We start from the raw sequence: 22,219 nt of genomic DNA on the forward strand, positions 1-22,219 counted from the left end.
AGAGATCGCTCTCTTCCCGCCAAATCGGGGCAAACTCCGCCATGATGCGTGGCCGGCCCCCGGTACTACTCAGGTAAAAACGGCCTTACTTTTGGATCTCGTACAGCTTGGTCTGACCGGCGACCACCGAGCCGCTGGCCAGCGCCGCCAGGCCGGCGTAGTCGTCAGCGTTGCTGACCACCACCGGGCTTATCATCGAACGCGCGTTGGCGTTCAGATAATCCAGATCCAGTTCCAGAATCGGTTGACCGGCTTTCACTTCCGCGCCCTCTTCCACCAGGCGTTTGAAGCCCTGGCCTTCCAGCGCGACGGTGTCGATCCCCATGTGCACCACGATCTCGGCACCCTTGTCGGTTTCCAGGCAGAACGCGTGGTTGGTATTGAAGATTTTCACCACGGTGCCGTCCGCCGGCGCCACGACGATGTTGTCGGTCGGGCGAATCGCCAGGCCGTCGCCTACCGCCTTGCTGGCGAAAGCTTCGTCCGGCACCTGATCGAGCGCCACGACTTCACCGGTCACCGGCGCTACCAGCGTTTCAAACGCGGCTTTCGGCGCGTTCGGCACCGCCTGCGGTTTGGCATCCGCGGCAGGGGCCGCCGCCGGTGCCGCCGCAGCCGCTACCGGGCCGGCTGCAATCACGTTGCGCATTGCGCTGGCGATAAGTTCAGCACGGGTGCCGACGATCACTTGCACGCTCTGCTTATTCAGGCGGATAACGCCGGATGCGCCGAGGCGTTTCGCCAAGGCGTCGTTCACCAGCGCGGAGTCTTTCACGTTCAGACGCAGGCGGGTGATGCAGGCATCGATGCCGGTCAGGTTGTCGGAACCGCCGATCGCGCCGACGTAGCGACGGGCCAGCGTGGTGGTTTCGTTTTCGTCTTTACCGGCGTTGCTGTCGACGTTGACGTCATAACCGTCGGTTTCGTCACCGGCAACCGCCAGTTCGCGGCCCGGGGTCATCAGGTTGAATTTCTTGATGGTGAAGCGGAACACCACGTAGTAGATGACGAAGAACACCAGGCCCTGCGGGATCAGCATGTACCAGTGGGTCGCCAGCGGGTTGCGGGACGACAGCACCATATCCACCAGCCCGGCGCTGAAGCCGAAACCGGCGATCCAGTGCATGCTGGCGGCGATGAACACCGAGATACCGGTCAGCACGGCGTGGATCACGTACAGCACCGGTGCCACGAACATGAAGGAGAACTCCAGCGGTTCGGTGATGCCGGTAAAGAAGGCGGCGAACGCGGCCGCCAGCATGATGCCTGCCACTTTGGCTTTGTTTTCAGGACGCGCGCAGTGATAGATGGCCAGCGCTGCACCCGGCAGACCGAACATCATGATCGGGAAGAAGCCCGCCTGATAACGGCCGGTGATGCCAACAACCGCTTTACCGGCTTCGATTGACTGCTGGCCGCCGAGGAAGTTAGGAATATCGTTGATGCCGGCCACGTCGAACCAGAATACCGAGTTCAGCGCGTGGTGCAGGCCGACCGGGATCAGCAGACGGTTGAAGAAGGCGTAAATGCCGGCGCCGACCGAACCCATTTTCTGAATGTGTTCACCGAAGTTCACCAGACCGTTGAAGATCACCGGCCAGATGTACATCAGAATGAAAGCGACCAGGATCATCAGGAAGGAAATGAGGATCGGCACCAGGCGGCGGCCGCTGAAGAACGACAGCGCCTTAGGCAGCTCGACGCCGCTGAAGCGGTTGTACACTTCGGCGGAGATGATACCCACCAGAATACCGACGAACTGGTTCTGGATCTTGCCGAACGCGGCAGGCACCTGATCGAGCGGGATCTTCTGAATCATCGACACGGCGGCCGGTGAACAGAGGGTGGTCAGCACCAGGAAGCCGACGAAGCCGGTCAACGCGGCGGCGCCGTCCTTGTCTTTGGACATGCCGTAGGCCACGCCGATAGCGAACAACACCGACATGTTGTCGATGATAGCGGAGCCGGATTTAATGAAGAAAGCGGCGAGCGCGTTGTCGCCGCCCCAACCAACAGGGTCAATCCAGTACCCGACGCCCATCAAGATGGCGGCGGCGGGCAGCGTGGCGACCGGCACCATCAGCGCCCGTCCCACCTTTTGCAAATAACTAAGAATGTTCACCTTTTCCCCCTATGTTGTCCGCGGACGGACCCTATTAGTAGTTTATTTGGAGCTCTCACTACCTTTTTAGAAACAACGCATGGCACGTATCACTCATGCCGAGTGTAAAAAATTTATTTTGTATCGCAAATTAAAACCTCCCTTTTTGTGATAAATATCACCAAAAAGTAGTCTTTCCCTCCCGGATTGCTGGCCATCACACAAAACTTATTTTATCATTCAAAAAATCAACCGGACGGACGATTCACGCGAGAATCATAAAGCTGGGTTACGCTTAGGACTCCCGCAGGCCCGTACAGTATAGCTTTAGTTTACTTATCCCAAGAGGTGTTAGATGAGACTTATCCCACTGAAAGATACCGCACAAGTCGGCAAATGGGCCGCGCGTCATATCGTTCAACGCATCAACGCATTCAAGCCAACCGCAGAGCGCCCGTTTGTCCTCGGCCTGCCTACCGGCGGCACGCCGCTGGAAGCCTACAAACATCTGATTGCGATGCACAAAGCAGGTGAAGTAAGCTTTAAGCATGTTGTGACTTTCAACATGGACGAGTACGTTGGCCTGCCGCAGGAACACCCGGAAAGCTACCACACCTTCATGTACCGCAACTTCTTTGATCACGTTGATATCCCTCGTGAAAATATCAACCTGCTGAACGGCAACGCCGCGGATGTCGACGCCGAGTGCCGCCAGTACGAAGAGAAGATCAAGTCTTACGGCAAAATTAACCTGTTCATGGGCGGCGTGGGCATCGACGGCCATATCGCGTTCAACGAACCGGCTTCGTCCCTGGCTTCGCGCACCCGCATCAAAACGCTGACCGAAGACACCCGCATCGCCAACTCGCGCTTCTTCGGCGGCGACGTCAGCCTGGTGCCGAAATATGCGCTGACCGTCGGCGTGGGTACGCTGCTGGACGCGGAAGAAGTGATGATCCTGGTGACCGGCCACGCCAAGGCGCAGGCGCTGGAGGCCGCGGTGGAAGGCAACATCAACCACATGTGGACCATCAGCTGCCTGCAGCTGCACGCCAAAGCGGTGGTGGTGTGCGACGAGCCGGCCACCATGGAACTGAAAGTCAAAACCGTCAAATATTTCCGCGAGTTAGAAGCGGAAAGCGTGAAAAGTCTTTAATCTTTGCAGGGGGCTACGATGTTCGCTTTAACCCACGGCCGAATCTATACCGGCCACGACGTACTTGATGACCATGCAGTCATTATCGCTGATGGGCTGATCGAGAGAGTCTGCCCGGCGGCTGAATTGCCCGCCGGCATCGAAACGCGCGACCTGGGTGGCGCCATCCTGGCCCCCGGGCTTATCGACGTGCAGTTGAACGGCTGCGGCGGCGTACAGTTCAACGATTCGCTGGAAGCGATTTCGGAAGAAACGCTGGAGATCATGCAGCGCGCCAACGAGAAATCCGGCTGCACCAGCTATCTGCCGACGCTGATCACCAGCAGCGACGAATTCATGAAGCACAGCGTCGAGGTGATGCGCGCCTATCTGAAAAAGCACCAAAACCAGGCGCTGGGCCTGCACCTGGAAGGGCCGTACCTCAGCCCGGTGAAAAAAGGCACCCATAACCCGGCGTTCATTCGCAAGCCAACGCAGGACATGATCGATTACCTGTGCGCCAACGCCGACGTGATCACCAAGGTGACGCTGGCGCCGGAGATGGTTGAGCCGCACGTTATCAAGCAGCTGACCGAGGCCGGCATCGTGGTCTCCGCCGGCCACTCGAACGCCACCTACGATCAGGCGCGCACCGGCTTCGCCGCCGGCATCAGCTTCGCCACCCACCTGTACAACGCCATGCCGTATATCACAGGCCGCGAACCGGGGCTAATGGGAGCGATCTTCGACACGCCGGAGGTCTATACCGGCATCATCGCCGACGGCCATCACGTGGCCTGGGCGAGTATCCGTAACGCCAAACGCCTGAAAGGTGATAAATTGGTATTGGTCACCGACGCGACCGCACCGGCAGGTGCAGATATTGACCAATTTATTTTCGCCGGTAAAACAATATACTATCGGGATGGGCTGTGCGTGGATGAGAACGGCACCCTGAGCGGTTCCGCGCTGACCATGATCGAAGCGGTGCAAAACAGCGTCGAGCATATCGGCATCGCGCTGGACGAAGCGCTGCGCATGGCGACGCTGTACCCGGCGCGCGCCATCGGCGTCGAGCACCGTCTGGGCACCATCGAAGCCGGCAAGGTGGCTAACCTGACCGCCTTCACCCGTGATTTTAAAATCACCAAAACGCTCGTTAACGGTAACGAGGTTTAATTCAATGAACAGCGAGTAACATTATTGATGAGCACCGGCGGACAAGCACAAATAGGGAACGTTGACTTAGTCAAACAACTTAACGGCGCGGCAGTTTACCGCCTGATCGACCAGCAGGGCCCGATCTCGCGCATTCAAATTGCCGAACTCAGCCAGCTTGCCCCCGCCAGCGTCACCAAAATTACTCGCCAGCTGCTGGAGCGCGGGCTGATCAAAGAAGTCGATCAGCAAGCCTCCACCGGCGGCCGCCGCGCGATCTCCATCGTGTCGGAAACCCGTCATTTCCATACCGTCGCGGTGCGTCTCGGCCGCCACGACGCCACCATCACCCTGTATGACATGAGCGGCAAATCGCTCGGCGAAGAACACTATCCGCTGCCGGAACGCACCCAGGAAACGCTGGAGAATGCGCTGTTCGCCGCCATCGCCCAATTCATCGAAGCGAATCAGCGCCGCCTGCGCGAGCTGATCGCCATCGCGGTGATCCTGCCCGGCCTGGTGGATCCGGCGCTGGGCGTGGTGCGCTACATGCCGCACATCAGCGTCAGCAACTGGGCGCTGGTGGACAACCTGCAGCAACGTTTCAACGTCACCAGCTTCGTCGGCCACGACATCCGCAGCCTGGCGCTGGCGGAGCACTACTTCGGTGCCACCCGCGACTGCGAAGACTCGATTCTGGTGCGCCTGCACCGCGGCACCGGCGCCGGCATCATCGTCAACGGGCAGATTTTTCTCGGCAACAACGGCAACGTCGGCGAGATCGGCCATATCCAGATCGATCCGCTCGGCGAACGCTGCCACTGCGGCAACTTCGGCTGCCTGGAAACGGTGGCCGCCAACGCGGCGATCGAACAGCGCGTGCGCCAGCTGCTGAGCCAGGGCTACCCGAGCAAACTGACGCTGGAAGACTGCGGCATCAACGCCATCTGCAAGGCCGCCAACCGCGGCGATCTGCTGGCCAGCGAAGTGATCGAACACGTCGGCCGCTATCTGGGCAAGGCGGTGGCCATCGCCATCAACCTGTTCAATCCGCAGAAGGTGGTGATCGCCGGTGAGATCACCGAAGCGGACAAAGTGCTGCTGCCGGCGATCCAGAGCTGCATCAATACCCAGGTGCTGAAGGACTTCCGCAAGAATCTGCCGGTGGTGACCTCCGAACTCAATCATCGCTCGGCGATCGGCGCTTTCGCCCTGGCCAAACGCGCGATGCTCAACGGCGTGCTCTTGCAGCGATTGCTGGAAAGCTGATCCGCCGCTTCTGGCAGGTGTGTTATCGTCACCCCTTGCCTGCCGTAATCATGAGAAACAGCGACAAATGAAAATCAAAAACGTTATATGCGATATCGACGGCGTGCTGCTGCATGACAATACGCCGGTGCCCGGCGCCGATCTGTTCCTGGCGCGCATCCAGGAACAAGGCATGCCGCTGGTGGTGCTGACCAACTACCCGTCACAGACCGCGCAGGATCTGGCGAACCGCTTCGCCGCCGCCGGGCTGGAAGTGCCGGAGAGCGCGTTCTATACCTCGGCGATGGCCACCGCCGATTTCCTGCGCCGCCAGGAAGGCAAAAAAGCCTACGTGGTCGGCGAAGGCGCGCTGATCCATGAGCTGTACAAAGCCGGTTTCACCATCACCGACATCAACCCGGATTTCGTGATCGTCGGGGAAACCCGCTCTTACAACTGGGACATGATGCACAAGGCCGCCTACTTCGTCAGTAACGGCGCGCGCTTTATCGCCACCAACCCGGATAGCCACGGCCACGGCTTCTCGCCGGCCTGCGGCGCGCTGTGCGCCCCCATCGAGAAGATCACCGGCCGCAAGCCGTTTTACGTCGGCAAGCCCAGCCCGTGGCTCATTCGCGCCGCATTGAACAAAATGCAGGCGCACTCGGAAGAGACGGTGATCGTCGGCGACAACCTGCGCACCGACATTCTGGCGGGCTTCCAGGCCGGCCTGGAAACCGTGCTGGTGCTGTCCGGCGTCTCCACGCTGAGCGACATCGAAACCATGCCGTTCCGCCCGAGCTACGTCTACCCTTCCGTTGCCGATATCACTATTTTCTGATGCATTTATGGCGGCTGCCCGGCCGCCATTATTTCCCTCTTCCTGACCGCAGTTTGAATTTAATTCGTTCATGGCCGCAAAAGGTTTCAGCCTGCCCGCGCTAAAAACCCTCATTATAACCTTACGCCCCGCCAATAGCTGATATTGCCGGCAGGCGAAAATCCCTTACCCTAATTAATGAGGCTACCATGAGCACAAATAACATTATTAATGCCGCCGATGACGCAGCCATTATGCCGACTATCGCCAATAAAAAAATCCTGATGGGGTTCTGGCACAACTGGGCCGCCGGCGCCAGTGACGGTTATCAACAAGGCCAGTTCGCCAATATGAACCTGACCGACATTCCCGCCGAATATAACGTGGTGGCCGTCGCCTTTATGAAAGGCCAGGGAATCCCGACCTTCAAGCCTTACAACCTGTCCGACGCCGAGTTCCGCCGCCAGGTGGGCGTGCTGAACAGCCAGGGCCGCGCGGTGCTGATCTCCCTCGGCGGCGCAGACGCGCACATCGAACTGAAAACCGGCGACGAAGACCGGCTGAAAGACGAGATTATTCGCCTGGTGGAAGTCTACGGCTTCGACGGCCTGGATATCGATCTGGAACAGGCGGCGATCGGCGCCGCCAATAATAAAACCGTCTTGCCTGCGGCGCTGAAAAAAGTAAAAGACCATTACACCGCGCAGGGGAAAAACTTTATTATCAGCATGGCGCCGGAATTCCCTTATCTGCAGGCTAACGGCAGCTATGGCGATTATATTAATGCGTTAGATGGCTATTATGACTTTATCGCGCCGCAATATTATAACCAGGGTGGCGACGGCATCTGGGTTCCCGAGGCCAATAACGGTGCCGGTGCCTGGATTGCCCAAAACAACGACGCCATGAAAGAAGACTTCCTCTATTACCTGACGGAAAGTCTGGTCACCGGCACCCGCGGATTTATCCGAATTCCAGCCAGTAAATTCGTTATCGGCCTGCCGAGCAACAACGATGCCGCCGCCACCGGCTACGTGATCGACAAACAGGCGGTGTATAACGCCTTCTCGCGTCTCGACGCCAAAAACCTGTCGATCAAGGGCCTGATGACCTGGTCAATCAACTGGGACAACGGCAAGAGCAAAGCCGGCGTGGCCTACAGCTGGGAGTTCAAAACCCGCTACGCGCCGCTGATTCAGGGCGGAGTCACCCCGCCGCCGGGAAAGCCTAATGCGCCGACGGCGCTGACGGTCTCCGAGTTGGGCGCCACCTCGCTGAAGCTGAGCTGGGCCGCCGCCACCGGCGCCTTACCGATCGCCAATTACACCGTTTACCGCAACGGCAACCCGATCGGCCAGACTGCCGGCCTGTCGTTGGCCGACAACGGCCTGGCTCCGGCCACCCAGTACAGCTACTTCGTTACCGCAACCGACAGCCAGGGCAATACCTCGCTGCCGAGCAGCGCGCTGGCGGTCAAAACCGCCAACGACGGCACGCCGCCCGATCCGAGCGCGCCCGAGTGGCAGAACAACCACAGCTACCAAGCCGGCGACGTGGTGAGTTATAAAGGCAAGAAATACACCTGTATTCAGGCGCACACCTCCAACGCCGCCTGGACGCCGGACGCCGCCTTCACCCTGTGGCAGCTCATCGCCTAATCGCTAATCGATTGCCGGTCAAACCGGCCGGCAATCCCGTCATTACGCTAAAAATTGCATAATCGCTAATTTTTCCCGCCGATAACTGAAAATCCGTCAAAAATCGCGCCCAGGCAAACAACTATTTCTCAGCGTATGGCTAAAACGCTTGCATCTCATGCAGCTTTAGGCGCATTTTCATAACCACAGCGCAGCAAAACCGCGTTATCGCTGATGAATCGGCAATGCTGCCCATAACAGTAAAAAACAACATCACAGTCATAAAAGCCCGTTAGGAGAGTTGTATGTGTTCTATTTTCGGTGTGCTCGATCTGAAGTCCGATCCCGTTGAACTGCGTAAGAAAGCGCTGGAGCTGTCGCGCCTGATGCGCCATCGCGGCCCGGATTGGTCCGGCGTTTACGCCAGCGACAAAGCCATTTTGGCCCACGAACGCCTGTCGATCGTCGACGTCAACAACGGCGCTCAACCGCTGTACAACGCTGCGCACACCCACGTTTTGGCGGTCAACGGCGAAATTTACAACCACCAGGCGCTGCGCCAACAGCTGAGCGACCGCTACGCGTTCCAGACCGGTTCCGACTGTGAAGTGATCCTGGCGCTGTATCAGGAGAAAGGCCCGGACTTCCTCGACGATCTGCAAGGCATGTTCGCCTTCGCCCTGTACGACACCGAAAAAGACGCCTACCTGATCGGCCGCGATCATCTGGGCATCATCCCGCTGTACATGGGCCACGACGAGCACGGCAACCTGTACGTCGCCTCGGAAATGAAAGCGCTGGTGCCGGTGTGCCGCACCATCAAGGAATTTCCGGCCGGCAGCTACCTGTGGAGCCAGGACGGTGAGATCCGCGAATACTATCGCCGCGACTGGTTCGATTACGACAGCGTCAAAGACAACGTGACCGACGCCACCGCCCTGCGAACCGCGCTGGAAGAGTCGGTGAAAAGCCACCTGATGTCTGACGTGCCTTACGGCGTGCTGCTGTCGGGCGGGCTGGATTCCTCGGTCATCTCGGCGATCACCAAGAAGTACGCCGCGCGCCGCGTGGAAGATCAGGAACGCAGCGAAGCCTGGTGGCCGCAGCTGCACTCCTTCGCCGTCGGCCTGGAAGGCTCGCCGGATCTGCGCGCCGCGCAGGAGGTGGCCAACCATCTGGGCACCGTACACCATGAAATCCACTTCACCGTGCAGGAAGGCCTGGACGCCATCCGCGACGTGATTTACCACATCGAAACCTACGACGTCACCACCATCCGCGCCTCGACGCCGATGTACCTGATGTCGCGCAAAATCAAGGCGATGGGCATCAAAATGGTGCTCTCCGGCGAAGGCGCGGACGAAGTGTTCGGCGGCTACCTCTACTTCCATAAGGCGCCGGACGCCCGCGAATTCCACGAAGAGACCGTGCGCAAGCTGCTGGCGCTGCATATGTTCGACTGCGCGCGCGCCAACAAGGCGATGTCCGCCTGGGGCGTCGAAGCCCGCGTGCCGTTCCTGGACAAGAAATTCCTCGACGTGGCGATGCGCATCAACCCGAAAGATAAAATGTGCGGCAACGGCAAAATGGAAAAACACATCGTCCGCGAATGTTTCGAGTCCTATTTGCCGGCCAGCGTGGCCTGGCGCCAGAAAGAGCAGTTCTCCGACGGCGTCGGCTACAGCTGGATCGACACGCTAAAAGAGGTCGCTGCGCAGCAAATCAGCGATCAACAGCTCGAAACCGCGCGTTTCCGCTTCCCGTACAACACGCCGACTTCGAAAGAAGGCTACCTGTACCGCGAAATCTTCGAGGAGCTGTTCCCGCTGCCGAGCGCCGCCGAATGCGTGCCGGGCGGCCCGTCTGTCGCCTGCTCGTCCGCCAAGGCCATCGAATGGGACGAATCGTTCAAGAAGATGGACGATCCTTCCGGCCGCGCCGTCGGCGTACACCAGGCCGCCTATAAATAATCGCGCGGCGCTTTCCCTCAGGGCGGGCCTTTTGGCCCGCCTTTTTGTTGCCTTTTCCCCCCGCCAACTGCCTGAATTGCCGATTTTATCGCCATAATGTTCACAACCCAGACAAACGGCGCTTCCGGGCACTTTTTCGGGAAAAAACTTGTTGACGCAAATCGGTCATATACGCATAATGCGCCCCGCAACGCCGATGAAGGCAAAGCAAAAAAAGAGGGCTACGTAGCTCAGCTGGTTAGAGCACATCACTCATAATGATGGGGTCACAGGTTCGAATCCCGTCGTAGCCACCATCTCTTTTTTGCATTTGCGGGAGTGGCGAAATTGGTAGACGCACCAGATTTAGGTTCTGGCGCCGCAAGGTGTGCGAGTTCAAGTCTCGCCTCCCGCACCATTTCTCTTCATCGTCGGCGCAGTATGTTGATGGGGTATCGCCAAGCGGTAAGGCACCGGTTTTTGATACCGGCATTCCCTGGTTCGAATCCAGGTACCCCAGCCATATTCTTTCGGGAATGGGGTTTCAACATAAGATTTGTTTGCAGGTGGGGTATCGCCAAGCGGTAAGGCACCGGTTTTTGATACCGGCATTCCCTGGTTCGAATCCAGGTACCCCAGCCATAACAAACTGCTTGCAAATCAAAGAAGTAAAAAGTACCATCGGCTACGTAGCTCAGCTGGTTAGAGCACATCACTCATAATGATGGGGTCACAGGTTCAAATCCCGTCGTAGCCACCATAATTGGGGTGTCGCCAAGCGGTAAGGCTCTGGTTTCTGATACCAGCATACCCAGGTTCGAATCCTGGCACCCCAGCCATATTTAGAAAAGCCCGCTTCGGCGGGCTTTTTGCTTTCCGGCGCTCGGCCAATCCTAACGAGCCCAGCCGCAGCCGAGCCCTGTCGGTTACAATCCCAACGCGTACTTCAACGCATGCTCTTTCAGCTTGCCCGCCCGCTGCGCGGCCATCAGCGCCAGATTGCGCGCCACGTTCAGCGGCGCCAGGTTATTGCTGAAAGCGGTATAGAACAGATCCATGCCGCTCTGCATCAGCAGATTGTCGGTACGGCGGCGGCGCTGATAGCGCAGCAGTACCGCCTCGCTGCTCCAGTCCTCTCCCTGCTCCCGCGCATCGCTTAATACGTTCAGCAAGGCATCCACGTCGCGATACCCCAGATTGACGCCCTGCCCGGCCAGCGGATTGATGGTATGCGCCGCATCACCCAACAGCGCCAGCCCCGGCAACACGTAGCGCTGCGCATGACGCCGCGTCAGCGGGAACGAACCGGCGGCGTGCACCTTAACCGGGCCCAGTCGCGCCGGGAAAGCGGCGGCGATCTCGCGCTCCAGTTGCGCCGGCGGCATCGCCTGCAGCTGGCGAATGCGCTGCGGGCTGTCATACCACACCAGCGACGCCCAGCTGTCGCACAGCGGCAGGAAGGCACGCGGCCCGGATGGGAAGAAGCGCTGCCAGGTCACATCCTGCTGCGGCGCGCCGGTATCGACGGTGATCAACATGCACGCCTGACGATACTGCCAGCCGTTGGTGCCGATCGCCGCCAGCTTGCGCACCTGCGAGTTGGCGCCGTCGGCGCCGACAACCAAACGCGTCTGCAGCGTCTCACCGCCGTCCAGCGTCAGCTGCCAGGCATTGTCCGCCCGCTGCAGCGATTGCAGCCTGGCGGGGCACAGCAGCGTCAAATTGGCGCACTGTGCGAACTGCTGCCACAGCGCCAGCTGCAGAATGCGGTTTTCCACCATAAAGCCCAGCTCCGGCAGCCCCAGGGACACCGCGTCGAACGCCACGCGCGACGACGCCCACTCCCAGGTCTCCAGCCGGCGATACGGCGCCGTGCGCATCGCCGTCACGGCCTGCCAGGCGCCGAGCTGTTTCAGCAGCCCCACCGAGGTGCAGCCGATAGCGGAAATGCGCAGATCCGGCGGGCTTTGCGCCTCGAACGCCTGCGGCGCCTGATGTTCCAGCAACGCCACCGACCAGCCCGCCTGCGCTAGCCCCAGGGCCGCCGCCGCGCCGACCATGCCGCCGCCGACCACCACCGCGTCATACCGATTTTGAGATGTCTTCATATTGGCTATGTTTTCTGTGTGAATGCTCGCCATCCCACCCGGTATGGCGTTTTGCGCAGTGTACCGGATTTTCGCTCCGGCTTCAGGTTGCGTGCCATTTTCCCCCGCGCTGGTCACAACGGCGGCAAATGATTACAATACGCGCCCTGCATGTCGCGTAACGCAACTTTCGCTCCGCACTGAGTAATGGCAAGTCAATGACGAAAAAACTACATATCAAAACCTGGGGCTGCCAGATGAATGAGTACGATTCATCGAAAATGGCCGACCTGTTGAACAGCACGCACGGCTTCGAGTGGACCGAAAACGCCGAAGAGGCGGACGTGCTGCTGCTGAACACCTGCTCGATCCGTGAAAAGGCGCAGGAGAAAGTTTTCGCCATGCTGGGGCGCTGGCGCTTGCTGAAAGAAAAGAACCCGTCGGTGATCATCGGCGTCGGCGGTTGCGTGGCCTCGCAAGAAGGTGAACTGATCCGCAGCCGCGCGCCCTGCGTTGACGTGGTATTCGGCCCGCAGACCCTGCACCGCCTGCCGGAAATGATCAATCACGTTCAGGGCACCCGCAGCCCGGTGGTCGACATCAGCTTCCCGGAGATCGAAAAGTTCGACCGTCTGCCGGAACCGCGCGCCGAAGGCCCGACCGCATTCGTGTCGATCATGGAAGGCTGCAACAAATACTGCACCTTCTGCGTGGTGCCTTACACCCGCGGCGAGGAAGTGAGCCGCCCGAGCGACGACGTGCTGTTCGAAATCGCCCAACTGGCGGCGCAGGGCGTACGTGAGGTCAACCTGCTCGGCCAAAACGTCAACGCTTACCGCGGCGCCACGCATGACGGCGATATCTGCTCGTTCGCCGAACTGCTGCGCCTGGTGGCGGCCATCGACGGCATCGATCGCATTCGCTTCACCACCAGCCACCCGATCGAGTTCACCGATGATATCATCGCGGTGTACGAAGACACGCCGGAGCTGGTCAGCTTCCTGCATCTGCCGGTGCAGAGCGGTTCGGATCGCATCCTGACCATGATGAAACGCGCGCACACCGCGCTGGAGTATAAGGCGATTATCCGCAAGCTGCGCAAGGCGCGCCCGAACATCCAGCTCAGCTCCGATTTCATCGTCGGTTTCCCGGGCGAAAGCCAGGCCGATTTCGAACAGACCATGAACCTGATCGCCGACGTCAATTTCGACGTCAGCTTCAGCTTCATCTATTCGTCGCGCCCGGGCACCCCGGCGGCGGACATGGTCGACGACGTCAGCGAAGAAGAGAAAAAACAGCGGCTGTATATTCTGCAGGACCGCATCAACCAGCAGGCGCTGCAGTTCAGCCGCCGCATGCTCGGCACCGTCCAGCGCATTCTGGTGGAGGGCACCTCGCGCAAAAGCGTGATGGAGCTGGCCGGGCGCACGGAGTGCAACCGTGTGGTAAACTTCGATGGCACGCCCGACATGATCGGCCAGTTCGTCGACGTGGAAATTACCGAGGTGCTGACCAACACCCTGCGTGGCGCAGTGGTGCGCACCGAACAGCAGATGGATCTGCGCGTACATGAATCCCCGCAGTCGGTGATCGCCCGTACCCGCAAAGAAAACGCGCTGGGCGTCGGCATTTACCAGCCCTGACGCCGCGGCGGCCGCCTTATCGCCGCCCATTCGCGCTACTCCTTACCGTTTCTCCGCCGGGCGTCCGCGCCCGGTGATTTGCTTTTTTATTTTTTTATTGTTGAAGAGGCGACATAACATGCAACTCCCACACTGCCCGAAGTGCAACTCCGAATACACCTACCAGGACAATGCCCTGTTCATCTGCCCTGAGTGCGCCCACGAGTGGAGCGACAGCGCCCCGGCGGAAGATCAGGACACGCTGATCGTCAAAGACGCCAACGGCAACCTGCTGGCGGACGGCGACGCGGTCACCGTGATCAAAGACCTGAAGGTCAAAGGCAGCTCCTCGATGCTCAAGATCGGCACCAAGGTGAAAAACATTCGCCTGGTCGAAGGCGATCACAACATCGACTGCAAAATCGATGGCTTCGGCCCGATGAAGCTGAAATCCGAGTTCGTGAAAAAGAACTGATTCCCAGCGGCCTTGTTCTGTGATGACGCGGCGGGCTTTGCGCCCCGCCGCGTTTTTTCCTTTTCTTCCCTTGAATTTCGCCGACGGCGCACAGATAGATCAGCGGTAAACTTGCGCCGTTGCGGCGCACCATGAATAATTCAAGAAAGAGAGTATTCAGGCTCGCCCTGAACGCGCGCGTCCCGGACGCGCTATGTGACATCAACCAGGCCCGATGTGACCTAGAGGAATAGTTTGAACGTCGCAACACAAGAAATTTTGTTAGAGCCCGCAGACAACAAGCGTTTGCTCAGCCTGTGCGGCCCGTTTGATGACAACATCAAACAACTCGAGCGCCGATTGGGCATCGAAATCAATCGCCGCGACAACCGTTTCAAGCTGGTCGGCAAAAACCTGTGCGTGGCCGCCGCCGCCGATATCCTGCGCCATCTGTACGTGGATACCGCGCCGATTCGCGGCGTGATCCCGGATATCGATCCGGAGCAAATCCACCTGGCCATCAAAGAGAGCCGGGTGCTGGAACAGGTAGCCGACAGCGTGCCGGATTACGGCAAGGCGGTCACCATCAAAACCAAGCGCGGCATGGTGAAACCGCGCACGCCCAACCAGGCGCAGTACATCGCCAACATTCTCGATCACGACATCACCTTCGGCATCGGCCCGGCGGGCACCGGCAAGACCTACCTGGCGGTCGCCGCCGCGGTAGATGCGCTGGAGCGCCAGGAAATTCGCCGCATTCTGCTGACCCGCCCCGCGGTCGAAGCCGGCGAAAAGCTGGGCTTCCTGCCGGGCGATCTGAGCCAGAAGGTCGATCCCTATCTGCGCCCGCTGTACGACGCCCTGTTCGAAATGCTGGGCTTCGAGCGCGTGGAGAAGCTCATCGAGCGCAACGTGATCGAAGTCGCGCCGCTGGCCTATATGCGCGGCCGCACGCTGAACGACGCCTTTATCATTCTGGATGAGAGCCAGAACACCACCATCGAACAGATGAAGATGTTCCTGACGCGCATCGGCTTCAACTCGAAGGCGGTCATCACCGGCGACGTCACCCAGATCGACCTGCCGCGCAACCAGAAATCCGGCCTGCGCCACGCGGTGGAAGTGCTTTCGGACGTGGAAGAACTGAGCTTCAACTTCTTCCACAGCGAAGACGTGGTGCGCCACCCGGTGGTGGCCCGCGTGGTCATCGCCTATGAGGCCTGGGAAGCGGCCGAGCAGAAACGCAAAGACGCGATTGCCGAACAACGTAAGCGCGAGGCGCTCGCCGCCTCCGAGCAGGAGACACCATGAGCCAGGTGATTTTGGATCTGCAGATTGCCTGTGAAAGCGGCGACGGCCTGCCGGATGAGGCCACCTTCCAGCGCTGGCTGGAAGGCGTGCTGCCGCAATTTCAGGAAGAGGCCGAGGTGACCGTGCGTCTGGTGGACGAAGCGGAAAGCCACGAGCTGAACCTGACCTACCGCGGCAAAGACAAGCCGACCAACGTGCTCTCTTTCCCGTTCGAGGCCCCGCCGGGCATCGAGCTGCCGCTGCTCGGCGATCTGATCATCTGCCGCCAGGTGGTTGAACAGGAAGCGATTGAGCAAGGCAAGGCGCTGGAGGCCCACTGGGCGCATATGGTTGTCCACGGCAGTCTTCATCTGCTAGGGTATGACCACATCGAAGACGATGAAGCCGAAGAAATGGAGTCTTTGGAAACCGAAATCATGCACGGACTGGGCTATCCTGATCCGTACCTGGCGGAAAAAGACCCCGTCTGACGTCAGCCGTTTACCCTACAGCCCCCCTGCGGGGCTGTCGCTGACGCCCCTTAACTCTGACATGAGTGACAGTAACGAAAACGCCATGAGCGACGACCATTCACAAAGCAATGACAGCCCCAGTCCCAAGAAGGGGTTCTTTACTCTTATCCTTAACCAGCTGTTCCACGGCGAGCCCAAAAACCGTGGCGATCTGGTCGAGCTGATCCGTGATTCCGAACAAAACGACCTGATCGATCCCGATACCCGCGACATGCTGGAAGGCGTGATGGATATCGCCGAGCAGCGCGTGCGCGACATCATGATCCCCCGCTCCCAGATGGTGACGCTCAAGCGCAACCAGACGCTGGAAGAGTGCCTGGACGTGATTATCGACTCCGCCCACTCGCGCTTCCCGGTGATCAGCGAAGACAAAGATCACATCGAAGGTATCCTGATGGCCAAGGATCTGCTGCCGTTCATGCGCGCAGACTCCGAGCCGTTCAGCATCGACAAGGTGCTGCGCACCGCGGTGGTAGTGCCGGAAAGCAAGCGCGTCGACCGGATGCTGAAAGAGTTCCGCTCCCAGCGCTATCACATGGCGATTGTCATTGACGAATTCGGCGGCGTGTCCGGCCTAGTCACCATCGAAGACATTCTGGAACTGATCGTCGGCGAGATCGAAGACGAATACGACGACGAAGACGATCTGGATATCCGCCAGCTCAGCCGCCACATGTACACCGTGCGCGCATTGGCCCCGATCGAAGACTTCAACGAAGCCTTCGGCACCCATTTCAGCGACGACGAGGTCGATACCATTGGCGGTCTGGTGATGCAGGCCTTCGGCCACCTGCCGGCGCGCGGGGAAACCATTGAAATCGAAGGTTACCTATTTAAAGTTGCCATGGCCGACAGTCGACGTATTATCCAGGTTCATGTAAAAATTCCGGACGATTCTCCACCACCGAAACTGGAAGATTAAATCCAACATGGCTAAAGCCTCATTACTTGAACGCCAGCGGGTTCGCGCCCTGCTGGCGCTGTTGTCAGGTGCCGGCGGGACGCTGGCGTTCTCACCCTACGACTTCTGGCCCGCAGCCATCGTCTCCCTGTTCGGCCTGCTGGCCGTTACCCTCAATCGCACCGCCAAACAGTCCGCCCTGCTCGGCTTTGTCTGGGGCTTCGGGCTGTTCGGCAGCGGCATCAACTGGGTGTATGTCAGCATCGCCGATTTCGGCGGCATGCCTTTCGCCGTCAACGTCTTCCTGGTGGTGCTGCTCGCCGCTTACCTGTCGCTGTATACCGGGCTGTTCGCCGGGCTGTTGACGCGCCTGTGCCCGGCCACCCGCTGGTGGCGGCTGGCCATCGCCGCGCCGGCGCTGTGGCAGGTGACCGAATTCCTGCGCGGCTGGGTGCTGACCGGCTTCCCCTGGCTGCAGTTCGGCTACAGCCAGATCAACGGCCCGCTGAAGGGCATCGCGCCGCTGCTGGGCGTCGACGCCATCACCTTTGTGCTGATGGCCATCGCCGGTCTGCTGGTGTATGCCGTCAATCAGCGCCGCCTGTCGGCTGCGGTCATCGCCGCCGCGCTGCTGCTGTTGCCGTGGCCGCTGCGCCAACTGCAGTGGTTTACCCCGCAGCCGGAGAAAGCGGTGAACGTCGCCATGGTGCAAGGCAACATCGCCCAGTCGATGAAATGGGATCCGAAAGCGCTGGTCAGCACGCTGCAAACCTATCTGGACGAAACCCGTCCGTACGTGGGCAAGGCGCCGATCGTCATCTGGCCGGAGTCCGCCATCCCGGATTATGAAGCCAACCAGAACGGCTTCCTGACCATGATGGACGACCTGATGCGGGCGAAGAACAGCAGCCTGATCACCGGCATCGTCGACGTGCGCGCCACGCCACAGGGCCAGCAGATCTACAACAGCGCCATCGTGCTCGGCGAGCCGACGCCGTACAGCTACCCGGACAAGAATCGCTACAACAAGCACCACCTGGTGCCGTTCGGCGAATTCGTGCCGCTGGAGACGCTGCTGCGGCCGCTGGCGCCGTTCTTCGATCTGCCGATGTCTTCCTTCAGCCGCGGCGACTATGTGCAGCCGCAGCTCAGCGTGCGCGGGTACAACCTGACGGCGGCCATCTGCTACGAAATCGTGCTGGGCCAGCAGGTGCGCGATAACTTCCGCCCGGACACCAACTTCCTGCTGACCATCTCCAACGATGCCTGGTTCGGCCACTCCATCGGCCCGTGGCAACACTTCCAGATGGCGCGCATGCGGGCGCTGGAGCTCGGCCGGCCGCTGCTGCGCAGCACCAATAACGGCGTCACCGCCGCGGTGGACGCGAACGGCGAGGTGATCGCCGAAATCCCGCAGTTCACCCGTCAGGTGCTCGAAGTGAAGGTCACGCCGACCACCGGCGTCACGCCTTATGCGCGCTTCGGCGCCACGCCGCTGTGGGTGATTACCCTGCTGCTGGGCGGCTGGGCGCTGATGTTGGGCCTGCGCCGCAAATAATCCTCTCCGTCGGGGCGCGCCCGCCGCGCCCCACTTTCCCGTCAATATCCCCACCTCAGTCAGAAAACACCGTTAAATCAACGCGGCTGGCACACTCCTTGCTTTTATCTATGGCGACCTCGCGCGCCGGTTTACTTTTGCTGACGTTTTGTCGCACCTGCGCACATTTTGGGTGCATCGAGCGCACCGCACGAGTGCGTCAGCGTTTTGTTGCATTGATTTGGTGCGCGCGGCGTCTCAAAAAATGAAACATTTTAGTTTCAAGATATTCACAATCGGTTATTTTTTAACGGCTATCCGTTCTAAGACTATCTTTATAACTTGAGCAATAAATAGTCGGTTTAACCTGACGCTCTTTAGTCAGAGCCACCACAACAGCAAAGGAGTTGGACCATGCAAATGCGTAAATTGGCGTTATCGTTACTGCTGCTCGGTATGGCAGGTAGCGTGGCGCATGCGGAAGACCTGACCGGTACGCTGAAGAAAATCAAAGACAATGGCGTGATCGTTGTCGGCCACCGCGAATCGTCAGTGCCGTTCTCCTACTACGACAACCAACAAAAAGTTGTGGGCTACTCTCAGGACTACTCCAACCAAATCGTTGAAGCCGTTAAGAAAAAGCTGAATGCACCGAATCTGCAGGTGAAAATGCTGCCGATTACCTCGCAGAACCGCATCCCGCTGCTGCAAAACGGCACCTATGATTTCGAGTGCGGCTCCACCACCAATAACCTCGAGCGCCAGAAACAGGCCGCCTTCTCCGACACCATTTTCGTGGTCGGCACCCGCTTGCTGGTGAAAAAAGGCTCCGACATCAAAGACTTTAAAGACCTGGCAGGCAAACCGGTGGTGGTCACCTCCGGCACCACCTCCGAAGTGCTGCTGAACAAGCTGAACGACAGCGGCAAGATGAACATGCGCATCATCAGCGCCAAAGATCACGGCGATTCCTTCCGCACTCTGGAAAGCGGCCGCGCCGTGGCCTTCATGATGGATGACGCCCTGCTGGCGGGCGAGCGCGCCAAGGCCAAGAAACCGGATCAGTGGGAAATCATCGGCACGCCGCAGTCGAAAGAGGCCTACGGCTGCATGCTGCGTAAAGACGACCCTGAGTTCAAAAAACTGGTCGATGACACCATCGCCCAGGCGCAAACTTCCGGTGAGGCGGCCAAGTGGTTTGACAAATGGTTCAAACAGCCTATCCCACCAAAACAGCTCAACATGAACTTCGAACTGTCGGACGACATGAAGCAACTGTTCAAAGAGCCTAACGACAAAGCGTTGAACTAAATAGAACAAAAGCCGGGGCGGCCGCCAGGCCAAACCGGCCCAGTTGATGACTGGGACAGACAGGAATGAGGGGGGCCGTTCCCCTCCCTCATTTTCCCCAAGGCGCGCCACCGACATCCGTACACAACAAGCCAGCCAGACTGGCCGCGCGGCGATCGGCGCTCATCAAGTCATCAATCTTCGGCGCCCTGCGCCCGTTTATCGGAGTTTGTTATGTCAATAGATTGGAACTGGGGTATCTTCCTGCAGCAGGCCCCGTTTGGGAACACCACTTACCTCGGCTGGATCTGGTCCGGCTTTCAGGTCACGGTGGCCCTCTCCGTCTGTGCATGGATTATCGCTTTCTTCGTCGGTTCGCTGTTCGGTATCTTGCGTACCGTGCCCAACCGCTTTCTTTCCACTCTCGGCACCTGTTACGTCGAGCTGTTCCGCAACGTGCCGCTGATCGTGCAATTCTTTACCTGGTATCTGGTGATCCCCGAGCTGCTGCCGGTCAATATCGGCACCTGGTTCAAGACCGAGCTGGATCCCAACGTGCAGTTCTTCGTCTCTTCCATGCTTTGTCTGGGGCTGTTTACCGCCGCCCGCGTTTGCGAGCAGGTGCGCGCCGCCATTCAATCCCTGCCGCGCGGCCAGAAAGCCGCCGGGCTGGCGATGGGCCTGACGCTGCCGCAAACCTACCGCTACGTGCTGTTGCCGAACGCCTATCGGGTGATCGTGCCGCCGATGACCTCGGAGATGCTCAACCTGGTCAAAAACTCCGCCATCGCCTCCACCATCGGGCTGGTGGACATGGCCGCGCAGGCCGGCAAGCTGTTGGATTACTCCGCACACGCCTATGAATCCTTTACCGCCATCACGCTGGCTTATATCGGCATCAACGCCGTTATCATGCTGTTTATGCGTCTGGTCGAAAAGAAAGTGCAGTTGCCTGGCAACCTGGGGAGTAAATAATGTACGAATTTGACTGGGCGTCGATCGTCCCAAGCTTCCCTTATCTGCTGCAGGGCATGGTGATCACGCTGAAGATCACCGTGACCGCCGTCGTGGTCGGCATCCTGTGGGGCACCGTGCTGGCGGTGATGCGCCTGTCGCCGTTCAAACCGATCAGCTGGTTCGCCACCCTGTACGTCAACCTGTTCCGTTCGGTGCCGCTGGTGATGGTGCTGCTGTGGTTCTATCTGGTGGTTCCAAGCTTATTACAACAGGTTCTAGGGCTGTCGCCGAAAACCGATATTCGCCTGATCTCGGCTATGGTAGCCTTTTCCCTGTTTGAAGCGGCTTATTATTCGGAAATCATCCGCGCCGGCATTATCAGCATCTCGCGCGGCCAATCTTCCGCCGCGCTGGCGCTGGGCATGACCCACTGGCAATCCATGCGGCTGGTGATCCTGCCGCAGGCGTTCCGCGCCATGGTGCCGCTGCTGCTGACCCAGGGCATCGTGCTGTTCCAGGATACCTCGCTGGTTTACGTACTGAGCCTGGCCGACTTCTTCCGCACCGCGTCGACCATCGGCGAACGCGACGGCACCCAGGTTGAAATGATCCTGTTCGCCGGCTTTGTCTATTTTGTTATCAGCCTCGCCGCCTCGGCGCTGGTAAGCTATTTGAAGAAAAGGACTGTTTGATGATATCCCTGAAAAATGTTTCCAAGTGGTACGGTCACTTTCAAGTGTTGACCGATTGCACCACCGAAGTGAAAAAAGGCGAAGTGGTCGTCGTCTGCGGTCCTTCAGGTTCCGGCAAGTCCACCCTGATCAAAACCGTCAACGGCCTGGAGCCGATCCAGCAGGGAAGCATCCTGGTGAACGGCACGCCGGTCAACGACAAGAAAACCAACCTGGCGCAGCTGCGCGCCAAGGTCGGCATGGTGTTCCAACACTTTGAACTGTTCCCGCACCTGTCCATCATCGACAACCTGACGCTGGCGCAGGTAAAAGTGCTCAAACGCGATAAGACCGCCTCGCGCGAGAAAGGCCTGAAGCTGCTGGAGCGCGTCGGCCTCACCGCCCATGCCAACAAATTCCCCGGTCAGTTGTCCGGCGGCCAGCAGCAGCGCGTCGCCATCGCCCGCGCGCTGTGCATGGATCCGATCGCCATGCTGTTCGATGAGCCGACCTCGGCGCTCGATCCGGAAATGATCAACGAAGTGCTGGACGTGATGGTCGAACTGGCGAACGAAGGCATGACCATGATGGTGGTGACCCACGAAATGGGCTTCGCCCGCAAGGTGGCGAATCGCGTGATCTTTATGGACGAAGGCAAAATCGTCGAAGACCGCAACAAAGACGATTTCTTCAACAACCCTGAATCCGATCGCGCCAAGGACTTCCTGGCCAAGATCCTGCACTGATCGCGCAGTCCCCTAAACCCAAGCGCCCCAAGGGGCGCTAGTTTTTCGGCACCCATGCGCCTGAATGCCCCTCATTGCCGCCT

18 protein-coding genes and 6 tRNA genes are annotated in these 22,219 nt (G+C 59.3%); 22 read left to right on the top strand and 2 right to left on the bottom strand.

All coding sequences use genetic code 11. The features are described from left to right. Positions 1-85: 85 nt before the first annotated feature. Positions 86-2,122 carry an N-acetylglucosamine-specific PTS transporter subunit IIBC gene (nagE, locus tag ACJ8HN_RS11940; protein ID WP_060436936.1) on the bottom strand — a complete coding sequence of 679 codons (2,037 nt, stop codon included), beginning with the start codon at positions 2,120-2,122 and terminating at the stop codon, positions 86-88. A 334-nt stretch (positions 2,123-2,456) separates the two neighbouring features. Between nagE and nagB the strand changes: the two genes are divergently transcribed. The 12 genes from nagB to ACJ8HN_RS12000 all read left to right on the top strand — a co-directional run bounded on the left by nagB (position 2,457) and on the right by ACJ8HN_RS12000 (position 10,887). Beyond that, complete coding sequence (gene nagB, locus ACJ8HN_RS11945; RefSeq protein ID WP_004939952.1) at positions 2,457-3,257, top strand: glucosamine-6-phosphate deaminase; 801 nt, start codon at positions 2,457-2,459, stop codon at positions 3,255-3,257. Between the two features lie 18 nt (positions 3,258-3,275). Further along, complete coding sequence (gene nagA, locus ACJ8HN_RS11950; RefSeq protein WP_033647188.1) at positions 3,276-4,415, top strand: N-acetylglucosamine-6-phosphate deacetylase; 1,140 nt, start codon at positions 3,276-3,278, stop codon at positions 4,413-4,415. Between the two features lie 27 nt (positions 4,416-4,442). Further along, positions 4,443-5,663: a DNA-binding transcriptional regulator NagC gene (gene nagC, locus ACJ8HN_RS11955; protein ID WP_033637448.1), complete on the top strand. Its 1,221-nt coding sequence runs from the start codon at positions 4,443-4,445 to the stop codon at positions 5,661-5,663. Positions 5,664-5,730: 67 nt separating this feature from the next. Then, complete coding sequence (locus tag ACJ8HN_RS11960) at positions 5,731-6,483, top strand: HAD-IIA family hydrolase (RefSeq protein ID WP_414483074.1); 753 nt, start codon at positions 5,731-5,733, stop codon at positions 6,481-6,483. 188 nt (positions 6,484-6,671) lie between these two features. Then, entirely contained in the window at positions 6,672-8,120 is a 1,449-nt protein-coding gene (locus tag ACJ8HN_RS11965; RefSeq protein ID WP_442523451.1) for a carbohydrate-binding protein, read from the top strand. 284 nt (positions 8,121-8,404) lie between these two features. After that, entirely contained in the window at positions 8,405-10,069 is a 1,665-nt protein-coding gene (asnB, locus tag ACJ8HN_RS11970) for an asparagine synthase B (protein WP_033637446.1), read from the top strand. 219 nt (positions 10,070-10,288) lie between these two features. Next, positions 10,289-10,365, top strand: a tRNA-Met gene (locus ACJ8HN_RS11975). A 16-nt stretch (positions 10,366-10,381) separates the two neighbouring features. Then, a tRNA-Leu gene (locus ACJ8HN_RS11980) sits at positions 10,382-10,466 on the top strand. 30 nt (positions 10,467-10,496) lie between these two features. After that, positions 10,497-10,571 (top strand) — tRNA-Gln (locus tag ACJ8HN_RS11985). A gap of 44 nt (positions 10,572-10,615) precedes the next feature. After that, positions 10,616-10,690 (top strand) — tRNA-Gln (locus tag ACJ8HN_RS11990). A 41-nt stretch (positions 10,691-10,731) separates the two neighbouring features. Continuing rightward, positions 10,732-10,808: transfer RNA gene (locus ACJ8HN_RS11995), tRNA-Met, on the top strand. Between the two features lie 4 nt (positions 10,809-10,812). Next, positions 10,813-10,887: transfer RNA gene (locus tag ACJ8HN_RS12000), tRNA-Gln, on the top strand. Positions 10,888-10,974: 87 nt separating this feature from the next. On the opposite strand, the gene ubiF is transcribed toward ACJ8HN_RS12000, so the two are convergent. Next, positions 10,975-12,156 carry a 3-demethoxyubiquinol 3-hydroxylase gene (gene ubiF, locus ACJ8HN_RS12005; protein WP_442523452.1) on the bottom strand — a complete coding sequence of 394 codons (1,182 nt, stop codon included), beginning with the start codon at positions 12,154-12,156 and terminating at the stop codon, positions 10,975-10,977. A gap of 197 nt (positions 12,157-12,353) precedes the next feature. Here ubiF and miaB point away from each other — a divergent pair, with 197 nt between their 5' ends. From miaB to ACJ8HN_RS12055, 10 genes are all read left to right on the top strand, one after another. Beyond that, a complete protein-coding gene (gene miaB, locus ACJ8HN_RS12010; protein ID WP_103772577.1) occupies positions 12,354-13,778 on the top strand; it encodes a tRNA (N6-isopentenyl adenosine(37)-C2)-methylthiotransferase MiaB in 1,425 nt (474 codons plus the stop codon). A 118-nt stretch (positions 13,779-13,896) separates the two neighbouring features. Continuing rightward, positions 13,897-14,232, top strand: coding sequence for a zinc ribbon domain-containing protein YjdM (locus tag ACJ8HN_RS12015; protein WP_049195580.1), 336 nt, complete (start codon positions 13,897-13,899; stop codon positions 14,230-14,232). A gap of 234 nt (positions 14,233-14,466) precedes the next feature. After that, entirely contained in the window at positions 14,467-15,522 is a 1,056-nt protein-coding gene (locus ACJ8HN_RS12020; protein ID WP_033637443.1) for a PhoH family protein, read from the top strand. After that, positions 15,519-15,992, top strand: a complete 474-nt coding sequence (gene ybeY, locus ACJ8HN_RS12025; RefSeq protein ID WP_033637441.1) for an rRNA maturation RNase YbeY — start codon at positions 15,519-15,521, stop codon at positions 15,990-15,992. Before ACJ8HN_RS12020 ends, ybeY begins: the two co-directional genes overlap by 4 nt. Before the next feature lie 85 nt (positions 15,993-16,077). Further along, positions 16,078-16,956 carry a CNNM family magnesium/cobalt transport protein CorC gene (corC, locus tag ACJ8HN_RS12030; RefSeq protein ID WP_004939973.1) on the top strand — a complete coding sequence of 293 codons (879 nt, stop codon included), beginning with the start codon at positions 16,078-16,080 and terminating at the stop codon, positions 16,954-16,956. A 7-nt stretch (positions 16,957-16,963) separates the two neighbouring features. After that, positions 16,964-18,493 (top strand): apolipoprotein N-acyltransferase, encoded by a 1,530-nt coding sequence (lnt, locus tag ACJ8HN_RS12035; RefSeq protein WP_033647194.1) that lies wholly within the window; start codon positions 16,964-16,966, stop codon positions 18,491-18,493. 393 nt (positions 18,494-18,886) lie between these two features. Further along, positions 18,887-19,783 (top strand): amino acid ABC transporter substrate-binding protein, encoded by an 897-nt coding sequence (locus ACJ8HN_RS12040; RefSeq protein WP_033637439.1) that lies wholly within the window; start codon positions 18,887-18,889, stop codon positions 19,781-19,783. Between the two features lie 213 nt (positions 19,784-19,996). Beyond that, positions 19,997-20,737: an amino acid ABC transporter permease gene (locus tag ACJ8HN_RS12045; protein ID WP_033647195.1), complete on the top strand. Its 741-nt coding sequence runs from the start codon at positions 19,997-19,999 to the stop codon at positions 20,735-20,737. Continuing rightward, positions 20,737-21,411: a glutamate/aspartate ABC transporter permease GltK gene (gltK, locus tag ACJ8HN_RS12050; protein ID WP_033637438.1), complete on the top strand. Its 675-nt coding sequence runs from the start codon at positions 20,737-20,739 to the stop codon at positions 21,409-21,411. The genes ACJ8HN_RS12045 and gltK overlap by 1 nt, the downstream gene beginning before the upstream one ends. Further along, positions 21,411-22,136, top strand: coding sequence for an amino acid ABC transporter ATP-binding protein (locus ACJ8HN_RS12055; RefSeq protein WP_033637437.1), 726 nt, complete (start codon positions 21,411-21,413; stop codon positions 22,134-22,136). Before gltK ends, ACJ8HN_RS12055 begins: the two co-directional genes overlap by 1 nt. Positions 22,137-22,219 lie beyond the last annotated feature (83 nt).

The sequence above is a fragment of the Serratia sp. CY29653 genome (assembly GCF_052169255.1).
Lineage (GTDB): Bacteria > Pseudomonadota > Gammaproteobacteria > Enterobacterales > Enterobacteriaceae > Serratia > Serratia sarumanii.

Coding starts and splice junctions, on each gene's coding strand:
- nagB (WP_004939952.1), top strand. CDS start 2,457: ATGAGACTTATCCCACTGAAAGATACCGCACAAGTCGGCAAATGGGCC.
- nagA (WP_033647188.1), top strand. CDS start 3,276: ATGTTCGCTTTAACCCACGGCCGAATCTATACCGGCCACGACGTACTT.
- nagC (WP_033637448.1), top strand. CDS start 4,443: ATGAGCACCGGCGGACAAGCACAAATAGGGAACGTTGACTTAGTCAAA.
- ACJ8HN_RS11960 (WP_414483074.1), top strand. CDS start 5,731: ATGAAAATCAAAAACGTTATATGCGATATCGACGGCGTGCTGCTGCAT.
- ACJ8HN_RS11965 (WP_442523451.1), top strand. CDS start 6,672: ATGAGCACAAATAACATTATTAATGCCGCCGATGACGCAGCCATTATG.
- asnB (WP_033637446.1), top strand. CDS start 8,405: ATGTGTTCTATTTTCGGTGTGCTCGATCTGAAGTCCGATCCCGTTGAA.
- ubiF (WP_442523452.1), bottom strand. CDS start 12,156: ATGAAGACATCTCAAAATCGGTATGACGCGGTGGTGGTCGGCGGCGGC.
- miaB (WP_103772577.1), top strand. CDS start 12,354: ATGACGAAAAAACTACATATCAAAACCTGGGGCTGCCAGATGAATGAG.
- ACJ8HN_RS12015 (WP_049195580.1), top strand. CDS start 13,897: ATGCAACTCCCACACTGCCCGAAGTGCAACTCCGAATACACCTACCAG.
- ybeY (WP_033637441.1), top strand. CDS start 15,519: ATGAGCCAGGTGATTTTGGATCTGCAGATTGCCTGTGAAAGCGGCGAC.
- corC (WP_004939973.1), top strand. CDS start 16,078: ATGAGCGACGACCATTCACAAAGCAATGACAGCCCCAGTCCCAAGAAG.
- lnt (WP_033647194.1), top strand. CDS start 16,964: ATGGCTAAAGCCTCATTACTTGAACGCCAGCGGGTTCGCGCCCTGCTG.
- ACJ8HN_RS12040 (WP_033637439.1), top strand. CDS start 18,887: ATGCAAATGCGTAAATTGGCGTTATCGTTACTGCTGCTCGGTATGGCA.
- ACJ8HN_RS12045 (WP_033647195.1), top strand. CDS start 19,997: ATGTCAATAGATTGGAACTGGGGTATCTTCCTGCAGCAGGCCCCGTTT.
- gltK (WP_033637438.1), top strand. CDS start 20,737: ATGTACGAATTTGACTGGGCGTCGATCGTCCCAAGCTTCCCTTATCTG.
- ACJ8HN_RS12055 (WP_033637437.1), top strand. CDS start 21,411: ATGATATCCCTGAAAAATGTTTCCAAGTGGTACGGTCACTTTCAAGTG.